Origin of the sequence: Citrobacter sp. Cf087, assembly GCF_030334285.1 — a bacterium.
GTDB classification, from domain to species: Bacteria; Pseudomonadota; Gammaproteobacteria; order Enterobacterales; family Enterobacteriaceae; genus Citrobacter; species Citrobacter freundii.
The window spans coordinates 76,269-101,289 of the sequence record NZ_JAOWED010000020.1 but is presented as its reverse complement, the minus strand read 5'-3'; the positions used below and the strand labels follow the sequence as shown (position 1 = coordinate 101,289).

The 25,021-nt window shown below is 54.3% G+C and carries 27 protein-coding genes; 12 read left to right on the top strand and 15 right to left on the bottom strand.

Going from position 1 to position 25,021, the window contains the following annotated elements; translation table 11 throughout:
- Position 1: 1 nt before the first annotated feature.
- The 3 genes from yihS to yihU are packed head-to-tail and all read right to left on the bottom strand — an operon-like array spanning position 2 to position 3,040.
- Positions 2-1,243 carry a sulfoquinovose isomerase gene (gene yihS / locus OGV57_RS01760; RefSeq protein WP_054527925.1) on the bottom strand — a complete coding sequence of 414 codons (1,242 nt, stop codon included), beginning with the start codon at positions 1,241-1,243 and terminating at the stop codon, positions 2-4.
- Between the two features lie 14 nt (positions 1,244-1,257).
- Positions 1,258-2,133: a sulfofructosephosphate aldolase gene (yihT, locus tag OGV57_RS01755; RefSeq protein ID WP_054527926.1), complete on the bottom strand. Its 876-nt coding sequence runs from the start codon at positions 2,131-2,133 to the stop codon at positions 1,258-1,260.
- Positions 2,134-2,143: 10 nt separating this feature from the next.
- Positions 2,144-3,040 (bottom strand): sulfolactaldehyde 3-reductase, encoded by an 897-nt coding sequence (gene yihU, locus OGV57_RS01750; RefSeq protein ID WP_003847911.1) that lies wholly within the window; start codon positions 3,038-3,040, stop codon positions 2,144-2,146.
- A 166-nt stretch (positions 3,041-3,206) separates the two neighbouring features.
- Between yihU and OGV57_RS01745 the strand changes: the two genes are divergently transcribed.
- The 6 genes from OGV57_RS01745 to fabY all read left to right on the top strand — a co-directional run bounded on the left by OGV57_RS01745 (position 3,207) and on the right by fabY (position 7,931).
- Positions 3,207-4,103 carry a sugar kinase gene (locus tag OGV57_RS01745; protein ID WP_054527927.1) on the top strand — a complete coding sequence of 299 codons (897 nt, stop codon included), beginning with the start codon at positions 3,207-3,209 and terminating at the stop codon, positions 4,101-4,103.
- Positions 4,104-4,136: 33 nt separating this feature from the next.
- Positions 4,137-4,940: a DeoR/GlpR family DNA-binding transcription regulator gene (locus OGV57_RS01740; RefSeq protein WP_003847907.1), complete on the top strand. Its 804-nt coding sequence runs from the start codon at positions 4,137-4,139 to the stop codon at positions 4,938-4,940.
- 105 nt (positions 4,941-5,045) lie between these two features.
- Positions 5,046-5,645 (top strand): glucose-1-phosphatase, encoded by a 600-nt coding sequence (gene yihX, locus OGV57_RS01735; protein WP_016151258.1) that lies wholly within the window; start codon positions 5,046-5,048, stop codon positions 5,643-5,645.
- Positions 5,639-6,511 (top strand): virulence factor BrkB family protein, encoded by an 873-nt coding sequence (locus OGV57_RS01730; protein ID WP_003840437.1) that lies wholly within the window; start codon positions 5,639-5,641, stop codon positions 6,509-6,511. Before yihX ends, OGV57_RS01730 begins: the two co-directional genes overlap by 7 nt.
- Complete coding sequence (gene dtd / locus OGV57_RS01725; RefSeq protein ID WP_003840439.1) at positions 6,508-6,945, top strand: D-aminoacyl-tRNA deacylase; 438 nt, start codon at positions 6,508-6,510, stop codon at positions 6,943-6,945. Before OGV57_RS01730 ends, dtd begins: the two co-directional genes overlap by 4 nt.
- 44 nt (positions 6,946-6,989) lie before the next feature.
- A complete protein-coding gene (gene fabY / locus OGV57_RS01720; RefSeq protein ID WP_003825286.1) occupies positions 6,990-7,931 on the top strand; it encodes a fatty acid biosynthesis protein FabY in 942 nt (313 codons plus the stop codon).
- A gap of 150 nt (positions 7,932-8,081) precedes the next feature.
- Here fabY and OGV57_RS01715 read toward each other — a convergent pair whose 3' ends face one another.
- Positions 8,082-8,990: an alpha/beta hydrolase gene (locus OGV57_RS01715; protein WP_003840443.1), complete on the bottom strand. Its 909-nt coding sequence runs from the start codon at positions 8,988-8,990 to the stop codon at positions 8,082-8,084.
- A 205-nt stretch (positions 8,991-9,195) separates the two neighbouring features.
- Here OGV57_RS01715 and OGV57_RS01710 point away from each other — a divergent pair, with 205 nt between their 5' ends.
- Positions 9,196-9,438 carry a ribbon-helix-helix domain-containing protein gene (locus tag OGV57_RS01710; protein ID WP_043018956.1) on the top strand — a complete coding sequence of 81 codons (243 nt, stop codon included), beginning with the start codon at positions 9,196-9,198 and terminating at the stop codon, positions 9,436-9,438.
- A complete protein-coding gene (locus OGV57_RS01705) occupies positions 9,438-9,812 on the top strand; it encodes a type II toxin-antitoxin system VapC family toxin (RefSeq protein WP_003028682.1) in 375 nt (124 codons plus the stop codon). Before OGV57_RS01710 ends, OGV57_RS01705 begins: the two co-directional genes overlap by 1 nt.
- 36 nt (positions 9,813-9,848) lie before the next feature.
- Here the strand turns inward: OGV57_RS01705 and fdhE are convergent, their stop codons facing one another.
- Genes fdhE through fdnG form a run of 4 tightly spaced genes read right to left on the bottom strand, consistent with a single transcriptional unit; the run spans position 9,849 to position 15,372 of the window.
- The gene (gene fdhE / locus OGV57_RS01700; protein ID WP_003028685.1) at positions 9,849-10,778 is read right to left on the bottom strand and encodes a formate dehydrogenase accessory protein FdhE; all 930 of its coding nucleotides are present in this window, start codon (positions 10,776-10,778) and stop codon (positions 9,849-9,851) included.
- Positions 10,775-11,410: a formate dehydrogenase cytochrome b556 subunit gene (gene fdoI / locus OGV57_RS01695; protein ID WP_003028686.1), complete on the bottom strand. Its 636-nt coding sequence runs from the start codon at positions 11,408-11,410 to the stop codon at positions 10,775-10,777. Before fdoI ends, fdhE begins: the two co-directional genes overlap by 4 nt.
- A complete protein-coding gene (gene fdoH, locus OGV57_RS01690; protein WP_003028691.1) occupies positions 11,407-12,309 on the bottom strand; it encodes a formate dehydrogenase O subunit beta in 903 nt (300 codons plus the stop codon). Before fdoH ends, fdoI begins: the two co-directional genes overlap by 4 nt.
- A gap of 12 nt (positions 12,310-12,321) precedes the next feature.
- Entirely contained in the window at positions 12,322-15,372 is a 3,051-nt protein-coding gene (gene fdnG, locus OGV57_RS01685; RefSeq protein WP_085952512.1) for a formate dehydrogenase-N subunit alpha, read from the bottom strand.
- A 193-nt stretch (positions 15,373-15,565) separates the two neighbouring features.
- Here fdnG and fdhD point away from each other — a divergent pair, with 193 nt between their 5' ends.
- Both fdhD and OGV57_RS01675 read left to right on the top strand, forming a co-directional pair.
- Positions 15,566-16,402 carry a formate dehydrogenase accessory sulfurtransferase FdhD gene (gene fdhD / locus OGV57_RS01680; RefSeq protein ID WP_003840454.1) on the top strand — a complete coding sequence of 279 codons (837 nt, stop codon included), beginning with the start codon at positions 15,566-15,568 and terminating at the stop codon, positions 16,400-16,402.
- Positions 16,403-16,530: 128 nt separating this feature from the next.
- Positions 16,531-16,743, top strand: a complete 213-nt coding sequence (locus tag OGV57_RS01675; protein ID WP_003825262.1) for a YdgH/BhsA/McbA family protein — start codon at positions 16,531-16,533, stop codon at positions 16,741-16,743.
- A gap of 42 nt (positions 16,744-16,785) precedes the next feature.
- On the opposite strand, the gene OGV57_RS01670 is transcribed toward OGV57_RS01675, so the two are convergent.
- Both OGV57_RS01670 and OGV57_RS01665 read right to left on the bottom strand, forming a co-directional pair.
- Complete coding sequence (locus OGV57_RS01670; RefSeq protein WP_003840456.1) at positions 16,786-17,109, bottom strand: AzlD domain-containing protein; 324 nt, start codon at positions 17,107-17,109, stop codon at positions 16,786-16,788.
- The gene (locus OGV57_RS01665) at positions 17,109-17,768 is read right to left on the bottom strand and encodes an AzlC family ABC transporter permease (protein ID WP_003028720.1); all 660 of its coding nucleotides are present in this window, start codon (positions 17,766-17,768) and stop codon (positions 17,109-17,111) included. The genes OGV57_RS01670 and OGV57_RS01665 overlap by 1 nt, the downstream gene beginning before the upstream one ends.
- Before the next feature lie 101 nt (positions 17,769-17,869).
- On the opposite strand from OGV57_RS01665, the gene OGV57_RS01660 reads away from it, so the two are divergent.
- A complete protein-coding gene (locus tag OGV57_RS01660) occupies positions 17,870-18,418 on the top strand; it encodes a helix-turn-helix domain-containing protein (RefSeq protein ID WP_003028726.1) in 549 nt (182 codons plus the stop codon).
- Between the two features lie 57 nt (positions 18,419-18,475).
- On the opposite strand, the gene rhaM is transcribed toward OGV57_RS01660, so the two are convergent.
- The 5 genes from rhaM to rhaB form a co-directional block, all read right to left on the bottom strand.
- Positions 18,476-18,790 (bottom strand): L-rhamnose mutarotase, encoded by a 315-nt coding sequence (rhaM, locus tag OGV57_RS01655; RefSeq protein WP_054527928.1) that lies wholly within the window; start codon positions 18,788-18,790, stop codon positions 18,476-18,478.
- The gene (gene fucO, locus OGV57_RS01650) at positions 18,787-19,935 is read right to left on the bottom strand and encodes a lactaldehyde reductase (RefSeq protein ID WP_003847880.1); all 1,149 of its coding nucleotides are present in this window, start codon (positions 19,933-19,935) and stop codon (positions 18,787-18,789) included. The genes rhaM and fucO overlap by 4 nt, the downstream gene beginning before the upstream one ends.
- Before the next feature lie 126 nt (positions 19,936-20,061).
- Positions 20,062-20,889 carry a rhamnulose-1-phosphate aldolase gene (gene rhaD / locus OGV57_RS01645; RefSeq protein ID WP_003847879.1) on the bottom strand — a complete coding sequence of 276 codons (828 nt, stop codon included), beginning with the start codon at positions 20,887-20,889 and terminating at the stop codon, positions 20,062-20,064.
- A 143-nt stretch (positions 20,890-21,032) separates the two neighbouring features.
- A complete protein-coding gene (gene rhaA, locus OGV57_RS01640; protein ID WP_003847877.1) occupies positions 21,033-22,292 on the bottom strand; it encodes an L-rhamnose isomerase in 1,260 nt (419 codons plus the stop codon).
- The gene (gene rhaB, locus OGV57_RS01635; protein WP_054527929.1) at positions 22,289-23,758 is read right to left on the bottom strand and encodes a rhamnulokinase; all 1,470 of its coding nucleotides are present in this window, start codon (positions 23,756-23,758) and stop codon (positions 22,289-22,291) included. The genes rhaA and rhaB overlap by 4 nt, the downstream gene beginning before the upstream one ends.
- A 303-nt stretch (positions 23,759-24,061) precedes the next feature.
- On the opposite strand from rhaB, the gene rhaS reads away from it, so the two are divergent.
- Positions 24,062-24,910, top strand: coding sequence for an HTH-type transcriptional activator RhaS (rhaS, locus tag OGV57_RS01630; RefSeq protein WP_003840473.1), 849 nt, complete (start codon positions 24,062-24,064; stop codon positions 24,908-24,910).
- Positions 24,911-25,021 lie beyond the last annotated feature (111 nt).

Below are 25,021 nucleotides of genomic sequence, written 5' to 3'. Positions count from 1 at the left end.
CTTATTTAGCGTTGATATCCAGCAGACCGGCGGCAACAGCCGGAGCAAGGCCAGGAGCCAGCGGCAGACGTGGGATCACCAGGCAGTGCAGCAGGTGATAAATATCCTGCTTGCCGTCCCAGACTTTGGTGGTCACCTTGTTATCGGTGTCCAGCTCCTGCCACCATGAACCGGTCTCGTAATCCATCAGGTAGGTGATGCAGTAATCCCACCATTTCTGGTACCAGGCTTCGTACTGGCTGTCGCCTGTGAGGGTGTACAGGGCGTAGGCGGTACCCATCGCTTCGACTATCGGCCAGCGCACTCTTTCGCGAACGATCGGTTTGCCGTCCCAATCCACCGAATAGACAAAACCGTCTGCGCCGTCCGGTGCCCAGGCGTCGCGGATAGTGGCGTGGAAAAGTCCTTTTGCATCTTCCAGCAGCCAGGCAGGAGGCGTTTCAAAGCGAGCTTCCAGCGCAGCATGCAGATGCAGCATCAGGCGGCCCCACTCGATCCAGTGACCCGGCGTGCCACCGTAGGCGCGGAAACGGTGAGCTGGGTTGTCCTTGTTGTAATCGCGGATTGGGTTCCACTGTGAATCGAAGTGTTCATTGACGCGGTACTCCTCGCTACGGGCCACGTCGTGAATAATCACCGAAGCGATACGCAGTGCGCGATCGAGCCATTTACGGTCATGAGTAACGTCATACACGATCAGGAAAGCCTCGACCGCGTGCATGTTAGCGTTGCCGCCGCGATAATCTTCTGTCTGGCTGAAGGCTTCGTCCCAGGACTCCAGGCACATTTGTTCGTCTTCGCTCCAGAAGTACTTCTCAATCACCTCGATGGCGTCATCCAGCAATTGTCTGGCCTGTGGATGACCGGTAGTGACCGCGCTTGCCGCGCCAAGTAAAACGAAGAAATGCTGATAACCCTGCTTGGAGGCATCCATCACGCCTTCGTCATTGACGCAGGCGTACCAACCGCCGTAGCGTGTGTCGCGTAGCGCGCCGTTCAGCGCCTTAATGCCGTGGTCGACGAGTTGATATGCACCTGGGCGACCCATGGAGGCGGCAACGGAATAGACGTGCAGCATGCGGGCGGTGATCCACAGATGCGTTCCCATATCCGCTCTGACCTGACCACTGTTTCCTAACCAACCAAACCCGGTGGGCACCGCCGCGTTCTTACCAAAGTTAAAGATGCGATCGGTTTCTTGTTCCAGCCAGCGGTTGTGGCTTAAGGTGTTAAACCATTTCATGCTTTGATCCTCTATTAGCGGCGGGCCATCATTTCGTCGACGATATCGCCCAGACGCTTCAACTTCGGTGCGGAAACATCACGCAGCATCAGTTCGGTATCCGGCAGACCCACGACGGATGACCAGACCGCACGCCCGGCCAGGAAGCCGGATGCGCCTGCGGTCATTGCTACGCTGACCGCGCGTGGGAACAGTTTTTCATCCACACCAGAGGAGAGAATGACCCACGGCATGTTGATGTTTTCATTCAGGCGCTGAGAGGCGCTAAGCAATTCCTGTTGGGTTCCTTTGCCGTACAGCGGCATTTCGACCTTGTAGAGATCGGCACCGCTGTCGCCCAGCTCTTTCGCGGCATCGATGATGGCCTGTTCACGGCAGAACTTATCGCCACGACGCGGTGGGCGAACAACCGGCTCGATGATGCTCAGCAGTCCATTGGAATGGCATAGCTCATTAAATTCTTTCACCATGTCCAGGCGCTGTTGGGCATCTTCATCGCTACGCCACAGCACCAGCAATTTGAGAGCCTTGGCGCCATCTTGCTTCACAGCCTGCGGGTTGATTTTTTTATCAATCACTACGCTATCGACCGGAATTCCGTTACCCGGAATAAACTCATCAGCGGCCACAATCATGGCGCAGCTTTTGGCTACCGCGTTTTGCTCTACAACCTGGCGGTAGCAGAACTGCTGATCGACCAGAATGGCGGAGGCATAGGGGGACAGGATCTTTGCCGCATTGACTTTGAAATCGGTCAGCACGCTGTCATTGACCGGGGATTTTGCACCCGCAGCGGCAAACATTAAGCGCATGGCTTCGCGCTGATCGACCGCCAGCATGGCAAAACCGCCGGAAGCTCGGGTGATATCTTTCAGGGTGTACTTCGTCATTGTTCAGTCCTTACTTATCTGTGTGTTTATTTAGCCCGGCGGATGCGCGAACCTGTTCAAGAATGGCCGTCCAGTCTTCCCGGCCACGGCCAGCGGCGCGTGCCTGGTTATAGACTTCGCGGGAGGCGGCACCGAGCGGCATCGGCACATGTAGTTGGTTGGCAACGTCCAGCGCGATGCCAAGATCCTTGTGAGCTAAATCGATCATAAAAGCCGGGGAAAGATCGCCTTTCAGCACTTTGTTCGGCCAGGAGGTAGTGAAGTGGCCTTTCCCGGCGGGAGTGCCGCTCATGACTTGCAAGGCCACATCGAAGGAGAGGCCGAGCGCTTCGCACAACACGGCGGCTTCAGCAGACAAGGCGTTTAACGCGATGCTCATGTAGTTGTTGATGAGCTTGACGCGAATGCCCATGCCGGGACCGCCTGCGTTGATCAATTCATTACCCATCGCCATCAGAACCGGTGTGGCGCGTTCTACCTGCTGTGCCGTTCCACCTGCCAGCAGCAACAGCGTTCCTGCGATAGCGTGATCGGAGGTACGTCCAACCGGGCAATCCATCATGTCGAAGCCTTTGTCACGCATATCGGCGATCAGTTTGTCGGTTTGCAGTGGGTGAATAGTCGACATATCAATTACTAATGCCTGCGGGGAGAGGTTTTCGCAGATACCCTGCTCACCGAACAGTACGCTGCGCACCAGATCGCCGTTTGGCAGCATTGTGATGACAAATTCTGCCCCTTTTACTGCCTGAGCCGGGCTACTGGCAGGTTGAGCTCCTTTTTCCACCAGGCGCTGAACGGCATCCGGGTTAACGTCAAAGACGCTGAGTTGATGACCCTGCTTCAGCAAGTTGCTCGCCATGGGTGAACCCATCTGACCTAATCCGATAAATGCTATAACTGCCATAACGTTCTCCTGAGACGTGGATGTCATTTTTTGTCATTTAAGGTCGTTTGTTTTTGTCTGTTTTTGATCGTATTTGTAATTTATGGTCAAAAAATTGACAGCCGTCACTTTTTAAACATTTTGTGAAATTAAAATGATCCCATCTTGAAACGCCTAAGGAATGACCATGATTCGTATTGCTTGTGTAGGTATTGCCGTGATGGATCGCATCTATTACGTGGAAGGTTTACCGACCGAAGGAGGTAAGTATGTGGCGAAGCGTTATACGGAAGTGGGCGGCGGGCCTGCTGCAACGGCCGCAGTGGCTGCAGCGAAGCTGGGCGCGCAGGTGGACTTTGTTGGCCGTGTGGGCGATGACGACACCGGAAATAGCCTGCTGGCGGAGCTGGAATCCCTGGGGGTAAACACCCGTTACACCTGGCGCTATGCGGGGGCAAAGTCTTCGCAATCGGCAATTATGGTTGATGCGCAAGGAGAACGGATTATCGTTAACTATCCCAGCCCGGATTTACTGCCGGATGCTGCCTGGCTGAATGAGATCGATTTTTCCCAGTGGGATGTGGTGTTGGCGGATGTTCGCTGGCACGAAGGCGCCAGGCAGGCGTTCACGCTGGCGCGTCGGGCGGGAGTGATGACGGTACTGGATGGTGACGTCACGCCACAAGATATCAGCGAGCTGGTGGCGTTGAGCGATCATGCGGCGTTCTCTGAACCGGGTCTGGCGCGTTTAACCGGGATAAATGATTCTGAAGCTGGACTTAAAAAAGCAAAAACGCTCACAAATGGTCATGTCTATGTGACACGAGGGAGCGAAGGCTGTGACTGGATAAAAAATAATACGTTGCAGCATCAATCTGGATTTAAAGTCGATGTTGTGGATACTACGGGAGCTGGGGATGTTTTTCACGGTGCGCTCGCATTCAGCCTGGCGGGTGGCGATGCTCCAGAAGAGGCCGTCAGGTTTGCCAGTGGGGTTGCTGCGTTAAAATGCACTCGCCCGGGAGGAAGGGCCGGAATCCCTGACTGTGATCAAACCCGATCTTTTCTGTCACTTTTTGTATAAAATGCCAGGGCAATGGTTTTTCGAGGAAATTTCATGAGTCTTACCGAACTGACCGGTAATCCGCGACACGATCAACTGCTTATGCTGATTAGCGAGCGCGGTTATATGAATATCGACGAGCTGGCGAGCCTGCTGGACGTGTCCACGCAAACTGTGCGTCGTGATATTCGTAAACTCAGCGAGCAGGGATTAATTACGCGTCATCATGGTGGCGCGGGCAGAGCCTCCAGCGTGGTGAATACGGCGTTTGAGCAGCGTGAAGTTTCCTGGACGGAAGAGAAGAAGGCCATCGCGGAAGCGGTGGCTGACTACATTCCCGATGGATCAACGGTATTTATTACCATTGGCACCACCGTTGAGCAGGTGGCCCGCGCGCTGTTAAACCATAATCATTTGCGCATTATTACCAACAGCCTACGCGTGGCGCACATTCTGTATAACAACCCACGTTTTGAAGTTATGGTACCAGGTGGAACGTTACGCCCGCACAACAGCGGCATCATTGGCCCTTCTGCTTCAGCATTTGTGGCTGATTTTCGGGCTGACTATCTGGTTACCAGCGTTGGCGCGATCGAAAGTGATGGCGCGCTGCTGGAGTTTGATGTCAATGAAGCCAGCGTAGTGAAAACGATGATGTCCCATTCAAGACACATTCTGCTGGCAGCGGATCATACGAAATATACGGCTTCTGCCGCGGTAGAAATTGGTAACGTGTCTCAGGTGACTGCGCTGTTTACTGATGAATACCCAGGTCCGGCATTGCACAATTTACTCCAGTCACAGCAGGTTGAAATTGTGCAGGTGAGTCCTTCACAGGATGATGCTCTGGCCGTGTAATTCTTCCCAATGATGGCCCGATAACTTCGTAGCCATCACTCTCGCATAGTCAAACTTCTCCTTTCCCGCTACAGTTATTCATCCACGGCGAATAAGGAGAAGGGCATGCTCTATATCTTTGATTTGGGTAATGTGATTGTCGATATCGACTTCAACCGCGTGTTGGGCACATGGAGCGATCTAAGTCGTGTACCGTTGGCTTCGCTAAAGCAAAGTTTCACCATGGGGGAGGCTTTTCACCAGCACGAGCGAGGTGAAATAACGGATGAAGCCTTTGCCGAGGCGCTATGTCATGAGATGGCGCTGCCGCTAAGTTACGAGCAGTTCTCTCACGGCTGGCAGGCCGTTTTTGTCGCCTTGCGCCCTGAGGTCATCGACATCATGCAAAAGCTGCGTGAGCAGGGGCATCGGGTGGTCGTCTTGTCGAATACTAACCGCCTGCACACCACGTTTTGGCCGGATGAATATCCCGAGATCCGTCAGGCTGCTGACCATATTTACCTTTCCCAGGACCTGGGCATGCGTAAACCGGAAGCGCGGATTTACCAGCACGTCCTGCAGTCTGAAGGTTTTTCTGCGCACGATGCGGTCTTTTTTGACGATAACGCCGATAATATTGAAGGGGCTAACCGGTTAGGGATCACCAGTATCCAGGTCGTCGATAAAAAGACCATTCCTGACTATTTCGCGACGTTGTTATGCTAAAAAATGTTCAGCAGCAAGCCAGGCATCATACGCGTCCCGTACGAGACTGGCTGAAGCTATTATGGCAGCGGATTGATGAGGACAACATGACGACGCTGGCAGGGAATCTTGCCTACGTTTCATTGCTCTCATTAGTGCCGCTTATTGCCGTCGTATTTGCGCTTTTCGCCGCATTTCCGATGTTTTCCGACGTCAGTGTCCAGTTACGTCATTTTATTTTCGCAAACTTTATCCCGGCGACGGGAGACGTCATTCAACGTTATATCGAACAGTTTGTCGCCAACTCGAACAAAATGACGGCAGTCGGGGCATGCGGGCTGATTGTCACAGCGTTATTGTTGATGTATGCCATTGATAATGCGTTGAATACTATCTGGCGCAGTAAGCGTACTCGCCCTAAAGTTTACTCTTTCGCCGTCTACTGGATGATTTTAACGCTGGGGCCGCTGTTGGCGGGGGCCAGTCTGGCGATCAGCTCTTATCTGTTGTCATTGCGCTGGGCCAGCGATCTCAACACGGTGATTGATAACGTCCTGCGTATTTTCCCGCTGGTACTTTCCTGGCTCTCGTTCTGGCTGCTTTACAGCATCGTACCGACTACGCGTGTACCCAACCGTGATGCGGTTATTGGTGCCTTTGTGGCTGCTGTGTTGTTCGAAGCCGGAAAGAAAGGATTTGCGCTCTATATCACGATGTTCCCGTCTTATCAGCTCATTTACGGTGTTCTGGCGGTGATCCCCATTTTATTTGTCTGGGTATACTGGACCTGGTGTATCGTCTTGCTAGGCGCGGAAATAACTGTCACTCTCGGGGAATACCGCAAACTTAAACAAGCCGCAGAAAAAGAAGAAGCAGAGCAACCATGATTGCATTAATTCAGCGCGTAACCCGTGCCAGCGTCACCGTGGAGGGCGAGGTGACGGGTGAAATTGGCCCAGGACTTTTGGTCCTGTTAGGTGTCGAAAGGGATGATGACGAACAGAAAGCGAATCGCCTGTGCGAGCGTGTACTCGGTTATCGAATCTTTAGCGATGCCGAAGGTAAAATGAACCTCAACGTGCAGCAGTCAGGCGGCAGCGTGCTGGTGGTTTCACAGTTTACGCTGGCGGCAGATACCGAGCGTGGCATGCGCCCGGGGTTTTCGAAAGGCGCAGCGCCCGAGCATGCAGAAGCGCTGTATGAATACTTTGTTGAGCGTTGCCGCCAACAGGAAATGAATACGCAAACCGGTCGATTCGCTGCGGATATGCAGGTTTCACTGGTTAATGATGGCCCGGTGACGTTCTGGTTACAAGTATGAACCAGCTACCGGTATGGCCGCGGACAACAAGAGAGAATACGACTATGTATCACCTTCGAGTACCGCAAACAGAAGAAGAATTGGAGCGTTACTACCAGTTTCGCTGGGAGATGCTGCGTAAACCATTGCACCAGCCAAAAGGCTCCGAACGGGATGCCTGGGACGCGATGGCGCATCACCAGATGGTGGTGGACGAAGAGGGGAATCTGGTTGCGGTAGGGCGTCTGTATATCAATGCGGATAACGAAGCTTCCATACGCTTTATGGCAGTAGACCCTTCCGTGCAAGAGAAAGGGTTGGGCACGCTGATGGCGATGACTCTGGAGTCTGTGGCGCGTCAGGAAGGGGTCAAACGCGTAACCTGTAGTGCCCGTGAAGATGCGGTCGAATTTTTCGCCAAGCTCGGTTTTGTGAGCCAGGGGGAAATCACCACACCGCAAACCACGCCGGTGCGCCACTTTTTGATGATTAAGCCCATTGCGACGCTGGACGATATTCTCCATCGCGGGGACTGGTGCGGACAGCTACAACAAGCCTGGTACGAACATATTCCATTGAGTGAGAAAATGGGCGTACGCATTCAGCAGTACACTGGGCAGAAATTTATCACCACGATGCCCGAGACAGGCAATCAGAATCCGCACCATACCCTGTTTGCCGGTAGCCTGTTTTCACTTGCTACGCTAACGGGCTGGGGACTTATCTGGCTGATGCTGCGCGAGCGTCATCTGGGTGGGACAATAATCCTGGCCGACGCGCATATCCGATACAGCAGGCCGATCACCGGGAAACCAACTGCTATTGCCGATCTGGGGTCGTTGAGCGGTGACCTCGACCGCCTGGCAAGAGGTCGCAAGGCGCGAGTTCAGATGCAGGTCGGGGTGTTTGGCGATGACACACCGGGCGTCGTGTTTGAAGGTACTTACATTGTGCTACCTGCGAAACCGTTTGGCGCATATGAAGAAGGCGGTAACGAGGAAGAGTAGGTCCTCTGGCTAAAATGTAATGTTGGGTTCATTTGCTGATGTAAAATGCGGATTATGAAAATGCCATAATCCGTATTTTGATAAAAATCGCATGCTGTCGATGATTGTATTGACGGGTACCTTCCTTAATTTCAGAACTCATGAACATCCTTATTGGCCAAGCCGCCAGGCCACATCTCGCATCACATTTCGTGCCGCCGGGCTCACCCCTGCCAACTGGAAAAAACCGTGGATAACGCCGAGATAGCGTTGGCAAGAGCACTCCACGCCTTGCTCCAGGAACCGTTGATACAGGGCTTCACCCTCATCTCGCAGTGGGTCGAATTCGGCAGTAATGATGTGCGTGGGCGGTAAACCGTTGAAGTCTTTGCGCCAGAGTGGGCTGACTTCGGGATGTAATGGATCGGTTTTCGGCATATACATTTCGTAGCCCGAAAGCAGTGTATCGCGGGTGATAATGTAATCCCGTCCATTATGGTCATAGCTCGCAAAGCTGGCAGTTGCGTCCAGCATCGGGTAGATCAGCATAAGCTGTGCAGGTTGCCATTGCCTGGCAGCTTTCAGGCGTAGTGCGGTGACCAGCGCCAGGTGTCCACCTGCGCTGTCGCCAGCAAGCGTAATGTTGTCCCGGTCTACTCCCAGTTTCTGGGCATACTTCCAGATGATATTGGCCCCGGTTTCAGCATCGTTATGTGCTGCCGGGAAGGTATGCTCTGGTGCGAGGCGATACTGCACCGCAATGACCCGACAGCCGCTGTACCAGGCGAGTTGCCTTAGCTGGTTATCATGTGTGGCAAATCCACCGCTGACAAAGCAACCGCCGTGATAATAGATAACGCAGGGGAGATTTCCCGTGCTGCCCCGCGGCGAAATAACGCGAAATGCTATGGCGTCGAGTTCAATATCTTCAACCTGTACGCGGGTTTCAGTTTCTCCGGCCAGCGCCGTACTGGCAATATAGGCCGCTCTCCGGTCATCAATATTCTGCTCACGGGAAGAAGGGCGTCCCGCCGCGATAAATGCCTCAACTAACTGCGCAATCCCGCTTTCCAGTGCCATTTTTAAATACTCTTATCTGTATGGATATACAGGTTTATAACCTGGATTACTAAGAATGAAAATGGGAAAAATAGGGATGGGTATGATTTTGGAAAGCGGCTCGCAAAAGTAAAAATCGTTCGCGTGGAGGCTATTTTCTTGCTTTTTTCAGGTGTATGTTGTGTGGAAATTAATCGCTGATGATATACTGGAGGTATATATGAGTATGATGGCTGGGATGGATATGGGCAGAATTTTACTCGATTTATCAGATGAAGTGATTAAACGTCTTGATGATCTCAAGGTGCAGCGCAACCTGCCGCGAGCAGAACTTTTACGGGAGGCCGTTGAACAGTATCTTGAGAGGCAGGATCAGGCTGAAACCACAATTTCACGTGCTCTTGGGCTGTGGCAAGGCTGTGAGGAAGATGGTGTTGAATACCAGCGTAAACTCCGTGAGGAATGGTAATGGTCAAAGGATCCGCGCTTTTTGATACCAACATCCTCATCGATCTGTTTAGTGGGAGAAATGAAGCAAAACTAGCGATAGAAACATGGCCGCCGCAGAATGCAATCAGCCTCATTACATGGATGGAGGTGATGGTGGGTGCAAAAAAATACCATCAGGAAGCCCGTACTCGTGTTGCGCTAGGTGCTTTTAACGTGATCGGCGTTTCACAGGATATTGCTGAACGAAGCGTGAGTATCAGACAGGAATATGGGATGAAATTGCCGGATGCCATTATTTTGGCAACAGCACAGATTCATCGTCTTACGCTGGTTACGCGAAATACTAAGGATTTTGCAGGCCTATCCGGTGTGGTCACACCGTATACATTATAACCCGGGCGACTTACGCCGCCCGGTAGTGCGAAGAACTTACTCCCCTTCACCCGGGAACAGGAACGGGTTGATGGAGCTGCGGGCAAAGCCCTCTTGCTCCATGTGCGCGTCCAGCATCAGTGAGGCGAGATCGTCGGCCACGGCTTCGACTTTCGGGTCTTTTTCCTGATAGAGAATCTTCAGGTAAGTCCCGCAGTCGCCGCAGCTTTCAGCTTTGATTGCCGCCTGTTCGTTATCCAGTGACCAGTAGTTCAAATCACGGCTCTGCTCGCAGTTGCTGCACTTCACGCGCACCACGTGCCACTCGGTTTCGCACAGGTTGCAGTGCAGATAACGCAGACCCTGGGTGGTACCGATTTGCACCATGCTGGAGACCGGCATTGAACCACACACCGGGCAGTACTGACGCTGTTCACCGTATTCCGCACGGGCTTTGCCGGGGATCAGGCTTGCCATCTGCGCCCAGTAGAGCGACAGGGCAGCCCAAATGAACGGTGCTTTGTCGCTGCTGACGGAGGCAAAATCAGAGGCAAACAGCGCGCTGGCCATCAGCTCCAGTTCTTGCTCTGAGGCTTTTTCCAGATTCTCGATCACCGCTAACGCGGGACCGCTCATCTCTGGCTTCAGCTCAGCAATCAACGACTGCAGCAGCTTTTGCCAGTGCTTGTCGCGTGGCAGGACGTGGATATCCAGCGGCGGTTTGCCCTGATCGTTCGCTTCTTTGATGCGCGCGGTCAGATCCATCTGCAGCGGATGGTCGTACAGCACCACTTCCTGCGCGTGGGCGATCAGCGCGGCAAAGCGCAGGTAGTCGCCCAGCGGGTTGTTCTCGGCCAACTCGCGCAGGCGCTCAGCACGGCGGTTATACAAATTTTTGAGTCTGGGGAATAATAACGGCGGAATCATATCCGCCGTGCGTTTCTCGCTCTTCTCCAGCTCATCTTGCGGGATTATGCGAATACTCATTCAGATGACTTTTCCTGTTTCTGGCGGACTTCACGGTACCAGCGCGGGTGATGTTTCTTCGCCCATGAGCTGGTAACCCATCCTTCCACCATCGCGGTAATGGTGCCTTTCACCCAAAGGGCGGCGTAAATGTGCACCATGATAACCACAATTAGCGCTACTGCGGCAAATGAATGCAGCATTAACGCGAATCGGATCACCGGGATTGAGAAAGCAGGTGCAAAATACGGACGCCAGATGACCACTCCGCTCACCAGCAACAGGACCAGGAAGATAATCGCCGCCCAGAATACGCATTTCTGGCCGAAGTTATAACGTCCCGTGTCACCTACTTCCTCGTTGACGACAATCTTACGAATATTCTTCGCCCAAAAGATATCATCCCGATTGATTAGATTGTGGTGCCAGTAACGGAAAAACATGATGATAAACGAGGCAAACATGATCACGCCGACAAACGGGTGCACAATTCGCGCCAGTTGCGGAGTGCCCATGATGTGCATCAGCCAGTTAAAAGACGGGAAGAGAAAGCCCATCCCGCTCACTGCCGCCAGAATGAAGCAGAAGGCAGTGATCCAGTGGTTGATGCGTTCCGGCGCCGTGTAGCGCACGATGGTGTCACGTCGTTTCATTTGCGCACCTCGTCTTTTTCTTCATGCAGGTTGTCTTCTTCCTCTTCCGCGCGGTTCGGGCCTACACCGACGTAGTGGAAGATACTGGCCGCAAATGTCGCTGCAAAGCCGACGGCTGCGAGAGGTTTCCAGATGCCTTTCCAGAATTTCACGGTGGCGCTGATTTCCGGGTTCTCCGGCAGGCCATGATACAGATTCGGCTTGTCAGCATGGTGCAATACGTACATGACGTGCGTACCGCCAACGCCTGCCGGATCGTACAGACCCGCGTTTTCGTAACCACGCGTTTTCAGCTCCGCCACACGCTCGCCTGCCAGCGTTTTCATCGACTCTTTAGTACCGAAATGAATCGCGCCGGTTGGGCAGGTTTTCACGCAGGCCGGTTCTTGCCCGACCACGACACGGTCAACGCACAGCGTACATTTGTAGACGCGATTGTCTTCCGGGTTGAGGCGCGGCACGTCGAACGGACAGCCTGCGATACAGTAGCCACAGCCGATACACTGCTCGGACTGGAAGTCGACGATACCGTTGGCATACTGAATGATTGCGCCTTCAGCCGGACACGCCTTCAGGCAGCCCGGATCGGCGCAGTGCATACAGCCATCCTTGCGGATAAGCCACTCCAGTTTGTCGTTCTGTTCCACTTCCGAGAAGCGCATTACCGTCCAGGATTTAGCGGTCAAATCAGCCGGGTTGTCGTACACCCCAACGTTGTTGCCCACTTCATCACGGATGTCGTTCCATTCAGAACAGGCCACCTGACACGCTTTACAGCCGATACAGGTGGTGACGTCGATAAGCTTCGCCACCTCTTCCTGGTGATCCCGCGCCTGAGGCGCGGGGGTGAAACCGTTAGTGGCGGAACGACGAATGATGTCTTGCGATTGATAAGCCATAGGTCGTCTCCGTTACACCTTTTCCACGTTCACGAGGAAGGACTTAAATTCCGGCGTCTGCGTGTTCGCATCACCGACGAATGGCGTTAACGTGTTAGCGATAAAGCCTTTTTTCGCCACACCTTCGTAGCCCCAGTGAATCGGAATACCGATGGTGTCGATATCCTGACCGTTGGCCTTCAGCGTGCGAATACGTTTAGTCACCACTGCTTTGGCTTTAATGTAGCCGCGGTTAGAGGAGACTTTGACGGTATCGCCATGAGAGATACCGAGCTTATTCGCCAGCTTCTCGCCAATTTCCACAAACTGTTCCGGCTGTGCGATGGCATTGAGCAGCGCATGCTTGGTCCAGTAGTGGAAGTGCTCGGTCAGACGATAGGTCGTACCGACGTACGGGAATTTATCTGCTTTACCCAGTGCTTCCGCGTCACCTTTAAAGATGCGCGCGGCAGGGTTAGAGATGACGTTCGGGTGCAGCGGGTTAGTTCCCAGCGGCGTTTCAAACGGCTCGTAGTGTTCCGGGAACGGACCTTCCGCCATCTTATCGATAGCAAACAGGCGTCCCATCCCTTCCGGCTGCATGATGAACGGCCCAACGTTGCTGCCAGGTGCGGCGGCGCTGTAGTCCGGAATATCCATCCCGCTCCATTTCGCCCCATCCCATTTCAGGATCTGACGTTTTGGATCCCACGGATTCCCCTGCGGGTCAGCAGACGCGCGGTTATACAGAATGCGTCGGTTGAGCGGCCACGCCCATGCCCAGCCCAGCGTGTTGCCAAGGCCTGATGGGTCGGCGTTATCGCGACGTGCCATCTGGTTGCCTTCCGGCGTCCAGCTACCGGCAAAAATCCAACAGCCGCTGGAAGTGGTGCCGTCGTCACGCAGTTGGGCGAACGAGCTAAGCTGTTGGCCTTTCTTAACGATGACTGCACCTGTTGCCGGGTCGATAATGTCGGCCAACGCTTTACCGTTGCTCTCCATCGCCACTTCTTCCGAAGCCGGTTCGTGTGGTGTGGAGTAGTTCCAGGTCATGCTCAGCACCTGTTCCGGGTTCGCGCCACCCTGCTCGGCATACATCTTGCGCATGCGCAGGAAGATACCGGCGAGGATTTCACCATCGGTAACGGCAATCCCCGGGGCATCCGCGCCTTTCCAGTGCCACTGCAGCCAGCGACCGGAGTTAACGATAGAACCGTTCTCTTCGGCGAAGCAGGTGGACGGCAGACGGAATACTTCGGTCTGGATTTTCGACGGGTCCACATCGTTCGACTCACCGTGGTTCTGCCAGAAGGTAGACGTTTCGGTGTTGAGCGGGTCGATGGTGACCAGGAATTTCAGTTTGGACAGTGAAGCCACGACCTTGTTTTTATTCGGGAATGACGCGACTGGGTTAAAGCCCTGGCAGATATAGCCATTCACTTTGCCCTGGTTCATCATCTCGAAGTACTGCAGCACGTCGTACCCTTTATCCCACTTCGGCAGCAAGTCGAAGCCCCAGCTGTTTTCCGCTGTCGCTTTATCGCCAAAGAAGGCTTTCATCATTGAGACGAAGAATTTCGGGTAGTTGCCCCAGTAGTTCACCTGACCTTCCAGCAACGGTTTTGGCGTGTTGGCGGCAAGGTAGGTTTGCAGGTCAGTCTGTTTTTCGCTCGGCAGCGTCATATAGCCCGGCAGGCTTTGTGACAGCAGGCCTAAGTCGGTCAGACCCTGAATGTTGGAGTGACCGCGCAGGGCGTTAACACCGCCGCCGGCCATCCCCATGTTGCCAAGCAGCAACTGGATCATCGCCATGGTACGGATGTTCTGCGCACCTACGGAGTGTTGTGTCCAGCCAAGGGCGTACAAGAACGACGCGGTTTTATCTTTGGCACTGGTTTCTGCGATGTACTCACAGACCTTCAGGAAGTCAGCCTTTGGCGTACCGCAGATATTTTCTACAACGTCCGGCGTATAGCGGGAGACGTGCTGTTTCAGCAGATTCCACACGCAGCGCGGGTGTTGCAGGGTGACATCGCGTTTGGCGAAGCCTTTTTCATCCAGTTCGTAGTTCCAGCTGGTTTTGTCATACTTGCGTTTGTCCGCATCGTAGCCAGTGAACAGGCCATCTTCGAAACCGTAATCCTCACGCACGATCAGGCTGGCGTTGGTATAGGCCTCAGTGTATTCGCGGTTGAATTTTTCGTTGTTCAGCAGGTACAGCAAGACGCCTGACAGGAAAGCAATGTCAGTACCGGAACGAATCGGCGCATAGAAATCAGCCACCGCTGCGGTTCGCGTAAAGCGCGGATCGATCACAATCAGCTTCGCGCCGTTGTGAATTTTAGCTTCCATCGCCCAGCGGAATCCGACCGGGTGGGCTTCAGCGGCGTTACCGCCCATCACCACAACGAGGTTGGCGTTTTTAATGTCGACCCAGTGGTTGGTCATCGCACCGCGACCAAATGTTGGAGCAAGACTTGCTACCGTTGGTCCGTGTCAGACGCGTGCCTGGTTGTCGACCGCGAGCATACCGAGCGCGCGGGAGAATTTTTGCGTTAAATAGCCGGTTTCGTTACTGGAAGCGGAAGCACACAGCATCCCAGTGGAAAGCCAGCGGTTAACGGTTACGCCTTCGGCGTTTTGTGCAACGTAGTTTGCGTCGCGGTCTTCTTTCATCAGCTTAGCGATGCGGTCAAATGCCTCATCCCAGCTAATCTGTTGCCACTTATCAGAGCCTGGTGCGCGGTATTCCGGGAATTTCAGGCGACTTTCGGAGTGGATGAAGTCCACAAGTCCTGCCCCTTTCGGGCACAACGCGCCACGGTTCACCGGGTGATCCGGGTCCCCTTCGATATGGAAGATGGATGCTTTGGCGTTTTTTGCTCCGTCACCGAGACTGTACATTAACAGTCCACAGCCAACGGAACAGTAAGTGCAGGTGTTACGGGTTTCGCGGGTACGCAGCAGTTTATATTGCCGTGTTTCCGCGAGCGCTACGCCGGGTGCAAAACCCAGTGCCGCTGCCGTGGTGCCTGCCATACCGCCAGCGCAGATCTTAAAGAACTGCCTTCTGCTGACCTGCATGGTTTGCTCCTTTTTCGACATTGTCACGTTCCCTTCACTTTTCCGTTACTCGAGCGTGAGGGAAGTGGTTGTTATTTTTCTTTGCGGACGGGACCGCAAAGGTCCAGAATTGGGTGAATTTCCCTCCCTCCAGGAGGGGTTTGTAAAGAATACCACAATGTTGGTATGCGTGTTCCAATATGGTTAAAAGAAAGTGAATAAGATTATTCGAGAAAACATCAAAAATGTGACGACTTTGACAGGATCGCGCCAGTTGACCCTCTGGAAACGCGAGGATTTGCAACATCCTCAGCCGGATGTCGTCGCTGAAGAAGTACCGGTTGCGCTGGTTTACAACGGGATTTCGCACGTGGTGATGATGGCGTCACCGAAAGATCTTGAGCACTTTGCGATGGGCTTTTCACTTTCTGAAGGCATTATTGAGCGCCCGCAGGATATCTACGCAATGGAAGTGGTTCCTTCCTGTAACGGATTAGAAGTGCAGGTTGAGCTGTCCAGTCGCCGATTTATGGGGCTGAAGGAACGTCGTCGCGCGCTGGCCGGTCGCACCGGTTGCGGCGTTTGTGGCGTGGAGCAGCTCAATGACATTGGCAAGCCAGTCCAGCCGCTGCCGTTTACCCAGACATTCGATCTGGCGAATCTCGATCACGCTTTACGCCATCTCAATAATTTTCAACCCGTGGGGCAACTGACAGGCTGCACGCACGCGGCTGCCTGGGTACAGCCGTCAGGTCATCTGGCGGGCGGGCATGAAGATGTTGGGCGTCATGTTGCGCTGGATAAACTGCTGGGGCGACGCGCAATCGAAGGGGAAACCTGGCAACAGGGCGCGGTATTAGTCTCCAGCCGCGCCAGCTACGAGATGGTGCAGAAGTCGGCGATGTGCGGCGTGGAGATCCTGTTTGCTGTTTCTGCAGCGACAACGCTGGCGGTAGAAGTTGCCGAGCGCTGCAACCTGACGCTGGTGGGCTTTTGCAAACCGGGCAGGGCGACGATTTATACACACCCCGAGCGTCTGATAGCTGAATAACAAGCATTCAATTATTTTGAATAAGACTGGCAAATCCTTCCGCTTTTAGTTGTGCGATGTGAGGGCTATTATTTATCACATCAAGGCACGGTGCCTTACTCAAACAACTAAGTTAAAGGGTTTATATCATGAAAAGCATCAAAACTTTTGTCGCAGTTATCGCTCTGGCTACTTCTTTCGGTTCTTTCGCTGCTCAGACAGTTACCGCAACCGGTTCTACGCTGGAAAGTGCTGAAGCAAAAATTGCCGCCCAGGCTGAACGTGCAGGCGCCAGCGATTATAAAATCACTCAGGCTTACACCGGCAACCGCGTGCACATGACTGCTGAACTGCTGAAATAAGATACCTCAGTACTGTCGAAAGAGCGCCCTTGAGGCGCTTTTTTAGTTTATGCCCGCTATTCTCAGCAATGCGGTCACCACCGCGGCGGCAACGATCACCACGATTAGCGGCAGCTTGCGCCAGGCGAGAAATACCGCGAAGCCAACCCCAAGAACCCGCGCCATACCGGCAAAGTGTTCGCCTTCGTAAAAGGTGGTCGCCAGCGCAACGGAGAACAGTAATACCGTTGCGGCGTCGGAAAGCAGCGCCTGCGAGCGTTCCGAGAACGCTAAACGACTCCCAAGCTTCGCTCCGCCTAAACGCATTAAATAGGTTCCCAGAGATAAGATGGCGATACCGACGATAAACAGCGTCATGTTGCCCATTATTTTTTCCTCGTCAGTAAGCCAAACAGTGAGAGCAAAACCGGTAAACCGACCGGCGCAAAGGGGATGGCGGCAAGCGACAACCCGGCACCGCTACAGGCGCGAATCAGTGTGGTGCGGTTTTTAAAGGCCGGGACCACTAAGGCCAATAAAATTGCAGGGAAGACGGCATCCAGACCGATGGTTTCCGGGGCGGGGAGCAGTTTGCCGACGCCCGCGCCGATCAGTGTGCCAACAGGCCAGAAAATAGCGACGCCCAGACCGCACAGCCAATAGGCTGCTTTACGTTGTTCGGGTGTTTTTTGCGACAGGCCGAATACTACGCTTTCGTCGTTCATGATATGACAGCCGAGGAAACTCGCAGCCCGGGAGCCCACAAGATCGCGCACCGTGACGCCAAACGGGATGTGTCGGGCGTTGACCAGTAAACCGGCAGCCGCAGCCGCCAGTGGGTTACCGCCGCTGGCGACGATGCCGATAAACATAAACTCGGATGCACCCGCCAGCACGGTAATAGAGAGCACAAACGGTACCCACAGCGGGAAGCCGTAGGCCATTGCCAGCGAGCCGTATGACATGCCGACTACGCCGACGGCCAGACAGACTAAAAATATTGCTTTTATTGTGTCGCCTTTGAGACTGGAAAAATAATGTTTCATACCATTTTAGCCATATCGAACGAATTTCCATTATAATGAACGCGACCAGTCAATATTACAAGTCGAACGATTCGTTCGATATAAAGAACATGGAGTCGTGAATGACCCAGCCCATCAGTATGATCGCGAAAAGCCTGGTGCGTGAACGTCAGCGCACCGGTTTGTCATTGGCAGAGATTGCCCGTCGCGCAGGGATTGCAAAATCGACACTCTCGCAATTGGAAGCGGGCAATGGCAATCCTAGCCTGGAAACGCTCTGGTCGCTGTGTGTGGCGTTGGATATTCCCTTTGCGCGCCTGCTGGAGCCGCAGGAACAAAAAACGCAGGTGATTCGCCGCGGCGAAGGAACAAAAGTTGTGGCTGAGCAGGCCCACTATCAGGCCATTTTACTGGCCGCCTGCCCACCGGGGGCACGGCGGGATATCTATCTGCTGCTGACGCAGCCGGGTGCGGATCGGATTTCACAGCCGCATCCGCCGGGATCGGTTGAACACATCATCGTGACGCAGGGTAAGGCGATGGTGGGATTGACGGAAGCACCGGAGGAGTTAGGCGAGGGCGACTATATTTGTTACCCCGCTGACCAGGCGCATATCTTTAAAGCGCTGGAGCCTGACACCCAGGCGATTCTGGTTTCTGAGCAGAACTAACTGTTATGTTGCGTTGTGCCGGATGCGGCGCGTTAGCGCCTTATCCGGCCTACAAGACTACTGCAAATAAAACACTTCTTTTAGCTCTGCGCTGACCGGACTGTTGTCTGGGTTGGTCGGCATTACGTCGCGCATATGCTTCCACCAACGTTGGCAAACGTCGGTGCTGGCAATGGCATTCCAGCGTTCTTCGGACTCAATCTCAACGGTGGCGAACAGCAGATTGCGCGCCTGATCGAGATAAATCGCGTAGTGATGGGCGCCGTGTGCTTTCAGCACCGCTTCCAGTTCTGGCCAGATGGGATTGTGCCGACGCTGGTACTCAACGTGCGCGTCGGCATTCACCTGCATTATAAAGGCCTTGCGAATCATAACGCCTCCAGATACAGCTCGCGGACCTCGTCGCGGCTGGCGGTGCGCGGGTTGCACGGCGCACACGGATCGGCCAACGCTTTATCCAGCCAGCCCTCAATATCCTCTTTCGTCACGCCAAGTGAACTAAAGCCCGCAGGAATACCGACACGCTTGCTGAGTGCACGAATCGCGTTGATGGCCTCCATACTTGCCGCTTCATCGCTCATGTCACGGGTATCGACGCCCATCGCCTGCGCTACGCGGGCAAAGCGCGCCACGGCGTTTGGACGGTTAAAGTTTTCGATTACCGGCAGCAGGATGGCGTTGCAGACGCCGTGTGGCAGATTATGGGTTGCGCCCGGCTGGTGCGCCAGCGCATGCACCAGACCGAGACCAGCGCTGTTAAAGGCCATCCCCGCCAGATACTGACCAAACGCCATTTGCTCACGAGCGTCGAGATTATGACCGTCGTCGACCGCTTTTGGTAGCCACAGGTTGATCAGGCGAATCGCTTCCAGCGCGTTAGCGTCGGTGAGCGGATGCGCACCAACGGAAACATAGGCTTCCACCGCGTGGGTTAAGGCGTCCATACCGGTTGCGGCGGTGACGGATGCCGGGATGTCCAGCATGACGCTGGCGTCATCCACGGCGATATCCGGGATGATATTCGGGTCGATGATCACCTCTTTGACCTTACGAGCAGAGTCGATAATGACCGCGTTGCTGGTCATCTCTGCTGCCGTACCGGCGGTGGTATTGATGGCGACCAGCGGTACACCCGCATTTTTAACTTTGCCTACGCCGGAGTAAGCAGTAGAAGGGCCGGGGTTGGCGGTCAGGATCTTCACCGCTTTAGCGGTATCGATCGGGCTACCGCCACCGAAGGCAATAATGTAGTCACATTTGGCGTCCTGATACGCCGCGAAACCTTTCTGCACCAGCTCTTCCGTCGGGTTTGGAAACACCTCATCAAACAGGTGGTAAGACATCTGATGTTCATCCAGCGCGGCAAACAGGCTATCCAGCAGGCCCAGCTTTACCAGTTGACCATCGGTGACGATCAGCGCTTTGCCCCATTGTTTATTCGCCACGAGGTTCGCCATATCGGCAATCGCGCCGGCGCCATGCAGGCTAATTTTTGGCAGTGCCAACATAAAGCTCATCACTATTCTCCTTAAAAAAATTCCCTGGTGCCCGATGGCGCTACGCTTATCGGGCCTACGGTGAAATGCGCACCGTCATGTAGGCCGGATAAGGCGAAGCTGCATCCGGCGTTGAGTGGGGAGGTATCAGTACAGCTCTATGGCGCTGGCCAGCGGCGTCACGCCGAAGCGTTTGCCAAGTGCGATCAGCTCTTCACGCGTAATGGTCTGCTTCATACCGCCCATCGAATAGATTTTGACTAAAACTTCAGCGGATTTCTCTGCGGTATCGATCAAACCGAACGCTTCGTCGAGGGTGGGTCCACTGCCGAACACGCCGTGGAATGGCCACAGTACCAGCGAGTGTTTCTGCATTTCCTCGGCGGTCGCCTGACCAATTTCATCTGTACCTGGCACCATCCACGGCAGAATGCCAACGCCATCCGGGAACACCACCAGGCACTCGGTGCTGCCTTCCCACAGCTTGCGGGTAATCAGCGCGGTGTTGTTTTCCAGCACGTAGGTCAGAGCGATCAGGTTGGTGGCATGGCAGTGCATGATCACGCGGTCTTTACCGTTCGTCGCTTTAATGCGTTCGCAGTGAGAGAGGAAGTGAGCCGGCAGTTCAGAGGTCGGTACGGCCTCGTGAGTCAGGCCCCAGAGGATGTGGTAGCCCGCACCGTCGCTGTCGATTTTTACCACGCCCAAATTGGCTGCTGGATCGAGCTGGACGTTGCGGAAAAATTTCCCCGAACCGGTGACGATAAACGGCGTATTCGCCAGCAGCGGCATCGGCTGACTCAGCGCGATATAGCGTGGTTTTTCGTGGAAATCGGCGCTAAATGGCGCGATATCTGCTTCATCAAGACGCAGCGTCAGGTTACCGCCGTTACGCTCGTCCCAGCCTTTCAGCCACGCATCAGAAGTGGCTTTGATCATCCCCTGGACGAACCAGGAAGTAGTAATGTTTTGCATGTTCGGTGTTCCTGTTTATTGCCCGAACGTTATCGGGTCTTACATAGGCCGGATAAGCGAAGCACCATCCGGCAATCGTGTTTCATTCATTGCCGGATGGCGACGCGGGGCGTCTTATCCGGCCTACAAGCCAGGTGTCACGGTTAGCTACGTTTGCTCAAAATCTCTTTTTCATAAGTGCGCACGCTGTCCAGCCACTGGCTGCCCGCAGGCGTGTCGTGACGCTGGCAATACATCTCCCAGACGGCCTGCCACGGCAGCGATTTTTGCTCTTCCAGCAGGGCCAGGCGTGCGGTGTAGTCGCCGCTGGCTTCGAGCTGGCGCAGTTGCTCGGTCGGTTCTAACAGCGCGCGCAGCAGGGCTTTTTTCATATTGCGGGTACCGATCACCCACGCGGCGATGCGGTTAATGGAGGCGTCGAAGAAGTCGAGGCCGATGTGTACGCGGTCAAACAGGTTGTGGCGCACGATCTCGCTGGCAATCGCCTGCGTTTCATCATCTAGCAGCACCACGTGATCGCTGTCCCAACGCACTGGGCGGCTGACATGCAGCAGCAGGCGCGGCACGTACAGCATGGCGGCGGAGATTTTGTCGGAAATCACTTCGGTCGGATGGAAGTGACCCGCATCCAGACACAGCGCCGTCTGGCGACTGGTGGCGTAACCCATGTAGAACTCGTTAGAGCCCACGGTGTAGCTTTCCGCACCGATGCCAAACAGCTTGCTTTCGACGGCATCGATATGGTGCGCCGGGTCTAGTTTCTCGCTGATCACTTCGTCCAGCGCGTCCAGCAGACGTTGGCGCGGCGCTAAACGATCAACAGTGATGTCTTTCATGCCATCCGGGATCCAGATGTTCATCACTGATGGCGTACCCAACTGCTCGCCAAAATACGCCGAGACGCGACGGCTGGCTTTGCAGTGATCGATCCAGAACTGGCGAATGGTGTCATCGGCGTGGGCCAGCGTGAAACCGTCGGCGCTCAGCGGGTGTGAGAAGCAGGATGGGTTGAAATCCAGTCCTAACTGGTTCGCTTTCGCCCACTCCACCCAGTTTTTAAAGTGCTCAGGTTTGATTTGATCGCGGGCAACCGGCGTATCAGATTCCAGATAGATCGCGTGCAAATTCAGACGTTTTGGACCCGGAATCAGGCTCAGCGCCTGCTCCAGATCGGCCCGCAGTTCGGTGGCGTTACGCGCTTTACCCGGATAGTTACCGGTAGCCTGAATACCGCCAGTGAGCGAACCTTCCGGATTTTCGAAACCGGCGACATCATCGCCCTGCCAGCAGTGCATGGAGATCGGCAGACGATCGAGCTGGCGTAAGGCCGCCTCGACATCAATGCCTACCGCGGCGAAACGCAGTTTTGCCAGTTCCCAGGCTTGTTCAAGTTGAGTGGTCATGCGCAAAGCTCCTTTGTCTGTCGTAGTGATTGAAACTGCGCCTGGTAGCGGGCAATTTCACTTTCAGGATTGGGAATGAAGGTGGTCAGTTCGTAGTTAGCGCGCACCACCTGACGGAAATCATCAACGTTGTTCAGCTCGTCCAGCGTCATCAGCTGGATGCCAATATTGCCGAGCGTGGAGGCCTCAATTGGCCCGGACATCACGCGAATACCGCAGGCATCCGCGCACAACTGGTTCAGTAAGGTGTTCTGGCAGCCGCCACCGACAATGTGCAGTTGGCTAAATGCTGCACCACGCAGTTGTGCCAGCTCTTGCAGGATGTCGGCGTACAGCAACGCCAGGCTGTCGAAGATACAGCGCGCCAGTTCGGCGTTTTGCAGGGGTACGGGTTGGCCTGATTCACGGCATGCTGCCTGAATTTCTGCACTCATATCGTCGGGGTTGATAAAGCGATCGTCGTTCGGGTTTATCAGGAATTGACAAGCCGGCAGCGCTTGCGTTTGGCTGATAAGCGTTGGCAGGTCGGAAATCTGGCGCTCTTTTAATACGCGCTGGAGCAGCCACAGCCCCATAATATTTTTCAGGACACGGTAGCGCCCTTCCGCGCCGCCTTCGTTGGTGATATTCGCCGCCAGTGCCGCATCGTTGGTATACGGCGTTCTGCTCTCAAAGCCCATCAGCGACCAGGTCCCGGAAGAGAGATAGGCGCTGTTTTTGTCGGCCAGCGGAGAAGCAATGACCGCGCTGGCCGTGTCGTGACTGGCGACGGCTACGACCGGAATTTGATTTTTCTGCGGGCAAATCCAGTGACCAATTACGTTCCCCGGATGCGTCGGACGACCAAACCAGGCTTTGTCTGCTCCGGTCCACGCCAGCAGAGTGTCATCCCAGTCGTCGGTATTAATATTGACTAACTGGGTGGTGGTGGCATTGGTGTATTCCCAGTTCATTTTGCCGGTCAGGCGAAAGCTGAAGTAGTCGGGGATCAGCAGGGCATGGGCCACCTGCGGGAGCAGTTCTGGCTGTTGTTCAACCAGCGCACGCAACTGATACAGGGTGTTAAAGGGCAGAAACTGAATGCCGCTACGGCGGTAAATTTCACCTTTACCCGGCTGCGCCATCGCTTGCGCCATAATGCCGGTCGTGCGGCTGTCACGGTAAGAGACCGGCAGACCGACACGTCGACCGACGTTATCGATCAGAACGTAATCCACGCCCCAGGTATCAATGCCGATGCTGTCTATCCGAATGCCTTCATCGCAGACTTTTTTCAGGCCAAGACGAATATCGTTTTCCAGGCTGTCGATGTCCCAGGTGTCAAAACCGTCTGTTTTTTGCAGGCAGTTCACGAAGCGGTGGATTTCACGCAGCGTCAGGGTGCGGTGTTCACTGTCGTAACGCGCCAGCATTACGCGCCCACTGGATGCGCCGAGATCGACTGCGACACAATGGCGAAAAGTCATAGCGAGGTCCTTCTGAGTTTTATTGCATTCAGTCTAAGAACCCCAGATAACGCGTACCTTCTTGACAGTGACAGCCACAATTAGCGGCTGGCAACATGGCAAAGGTGAACGTGATGCTGTTCACAATTTCTATTAATAGGGTCGGTTTTAGCGGATGTGACGTCTTCCGCAATTCCCGATCTTTCCCGCCATTTCTTGAAGAATTGACCGTGTTTACGCACTTTGGCGTCAAAAATTTAAGGTGAGGGTGATAACCCTTAATTACTATTCAGCCATGTTCATTTGATCGGGAAGGATGTCATCATGACGATATTGCATTGCGTGGATTTTTTTCCGACAGGTAAAGCGCCAGTGGCTATTGAACCGCGGCTTCCTCAACCTGCGTTTCCAGAACATCATCATGATTTTCATGAAATTGTGGTGGTCGAACATGGAACGGGGATCCATGTGTTCAACGGACAGCCTTACACCATCAGCGGCGGTACGGTGTGTTTCGTTCGCGATCATGACCGGCATTTATATGAACATACTGACAATCTGTGCCTGACCAATGTGTTGTATCGCTCCCCGGATGCGTTTCAATTTCTGGCTGGGCTGAATCAGCTTTTACCTCAGGAACAGAATGGGCAGTATCCTTCGCACTGGCGGGTGAATCAGGGTGTGTTGCAGCAGGTTCGACAACTGGTGGGGCAGATGGAAGCGCTCGGTGAGGGGATGGATACACCAACGGCGGCAAATCGCGAGATCCTGTTTATGCAGTTGCTGGTGCTGCTGCGTAAAAGCAGCCTGATGGAAGCAGCGACCGATAACGACGCGCGGCTTAACCTCCTGATGGCGTGGCTGGAAGATAACTTTGCCGACGAGGTATGTTGGGAGGCGCTGGCCGAGAAGTTTTCCCTCTCTTTGCGTACTCTGCATCGCCAGCTCAAACAGCAAACCGGATTGACGCCGCAGCGCTACCTTAACCGCTTGCGGCTGATCAAGGCTCGGCATCTGCTTCGTCACAGTGATGATAGCGTGACAGACATCGCTTATCTCTGCGGATTCGGCGACAGTAACCACTTTTCGACGCTTTTTCGCCGTGAGTTCAAGTGGTCGCCACGCGATATTCGCCAGGGGCGCGATCTCGTTGTGGCAAGCAGCCTCCAGTAACGCGAAAGCTATCAACGTTTTTTATCGCCGAATCTCAGATAATCATGTCCCTTAACGCCGGATGGCGGCTACGCCTTATCCGGCCTACAGATTACGTGACACGTAGCCGCC

Coding starts and splice junctions, on each gene's coding strand:
- yihS (WP_054527925.1), bottom strand. CDS start 1,243: ATGAAATGGTTTAACACCTTAAGCCACAACCGCTGGCTGGAACAAGAA.
- yihT (WP_054527926.1), bottom strand. CDS start 2,133: ATGACGAAGTACACCCTGAAAGATATCACCCGAGCTTCCGGCGGTTTT.
- yihU (WP_003847911.1), bottom strand. CDS start 3,040: ATGGCAGTTATAGCATTTATCGGATTAGGTCAGATGGGTTCACCCATG.
- OGV57_RS01745 (WP_054527927.1), top strand. CDS start 3,207: ATGATTCGTATTGCTTGTGTAGGTATTGCCGTGATGGATCGCATCTAT.
- OGV57_RS01740 (WP_003847907.1), top strand. CDS start 4,137: ATGAGTCTTACCGAACTGACCGGTAATCCGCGACACGATCAACTGCTT.
- yihX (WP_016151258.1), top strand. CDS start 5,046: ATGCTCTATATCTTTGATTTGGGTAATGTGATTGTCGATATCGACTTC.
- OGV57_RS01730 (WP_003840437.1), top strand. CDS start 5,639: ATGCTAAAAAATGTTCAGCAGCAAGCCAGGCATCATACGCGTCCCGTA.
- dtd (WP_003840439.1), top strand. CDS start 6,508: ATGATTGCATTAATTCAGCGCGTAACCCGTGCCAGCGTCACCGTGGAG.
- fabY (WP_003825286.1), top strand. CDS start 6,990: ATGTATCACCTTCGAGTACCGCAAACAGAAGAAGAATTGGAGCGTTAC.
- OGV57_RS01715 (WP_003840443.1), bottom strand. CDS start 8,990: ATGGCACTGGAAAGCGGGATTGCGCAGTTAGTTGAGGCATTTATCGCG.
- OGV57_RS01710 (WP_043018956.1), top strand. CDS start 9,196: ATGATGGCTGGGATGGATATGGGCAGAATTTTACTCGATTTATCAGAT.
- OGV57_RS01705 (WP_003028682.1), top strand. CDS start 9,438: ATGGTCAAAGGATCCGCGCTTTTTGATACCAACATCCTCATCGATCTG.
- fdhE (WP_003028685.1), bottom strand. CDS start 10,778: ATGAGTATTCGCATAATCCCGCAAGATGAGCTGGAGAAGAGCGAGAAA.
- fdoI (WP_003028686.1), bottom strand. CDS start 11,410: ATGAAACGACGTGACACCATCGTGCGCTACACGGCGCCGGAACGCATC.
- fdoH (WP_003028691.1), bottom strand. CDS start 12,309: ATGGCTTATCAATCGCAAGACATCATTCGTCGTTCCGCCACTAACGGT.
- OGV57_RS01675 (WP_003825262.1), top strand. CDS start 16,531: ATGAAAAGCATCAAAACTTTTGTCGCAGTTATCGCTCTGGCTACTTCT.
- OGV57_RS01670 (WP_003840456.1), bottom strand. CDS start 17,109: ATGGGCAACATGACGCTGTTTATCGTCGGTATCGCCATCTTATCTCTG.
- OGV57_RS01665 (WP_003028720.1), bottom strand. CDS start 17,768: ATGAAACATTATTTTTCCAGTCTCAAAGGCGACACAATAAAAGCAATA.
- OGV57_RS01660 (WP_003028726.1), top strand. CDS start 17,870: ATGACCCAGCCCATCAGTATGATCGCGAAAAGCCTGGTGCGTGAACGT.
- rhaM (WP_054527928.1), bottom strand. CDS start 18,790: ATGATTCGCAAGGCCTTTATAATGCAGGTGAATGCCGACGCGCACGTT.
- fucO (WP_003847880.1), bottom strand. CDS start 19,935: ATGAGCTTTATGTTGGCACTGCCAAAAATTAGCCTGCATGGCGCCGGC.
- rhaD (WP_003847879.1), bottom strand. CDS start 20,889: ATGCAAAACATTACTACTTCCTGGTTCGTCCAGGGGATGATCAAAGCC.
- rhaA (WP_003847877.1), bottom strand. CDS start 22,292: ATGACCACTCAACTTGAACAAGCCTGGGAACTGGCAAAACTGCGTTTC.
- rhaB (WP_054527929.1), bottom strand. CDS start 23,758: ATGACTTTTCGCCATTGTGTCGCAGTCGATCTCGGCGCATCCAGTGGG.
- rhaS (WP_003840473.1), top strand. CDS start 24,062: ATGACGATATTGCATTGCGTGGATTTTTTTCCGACAGGTAAAGCGCCA.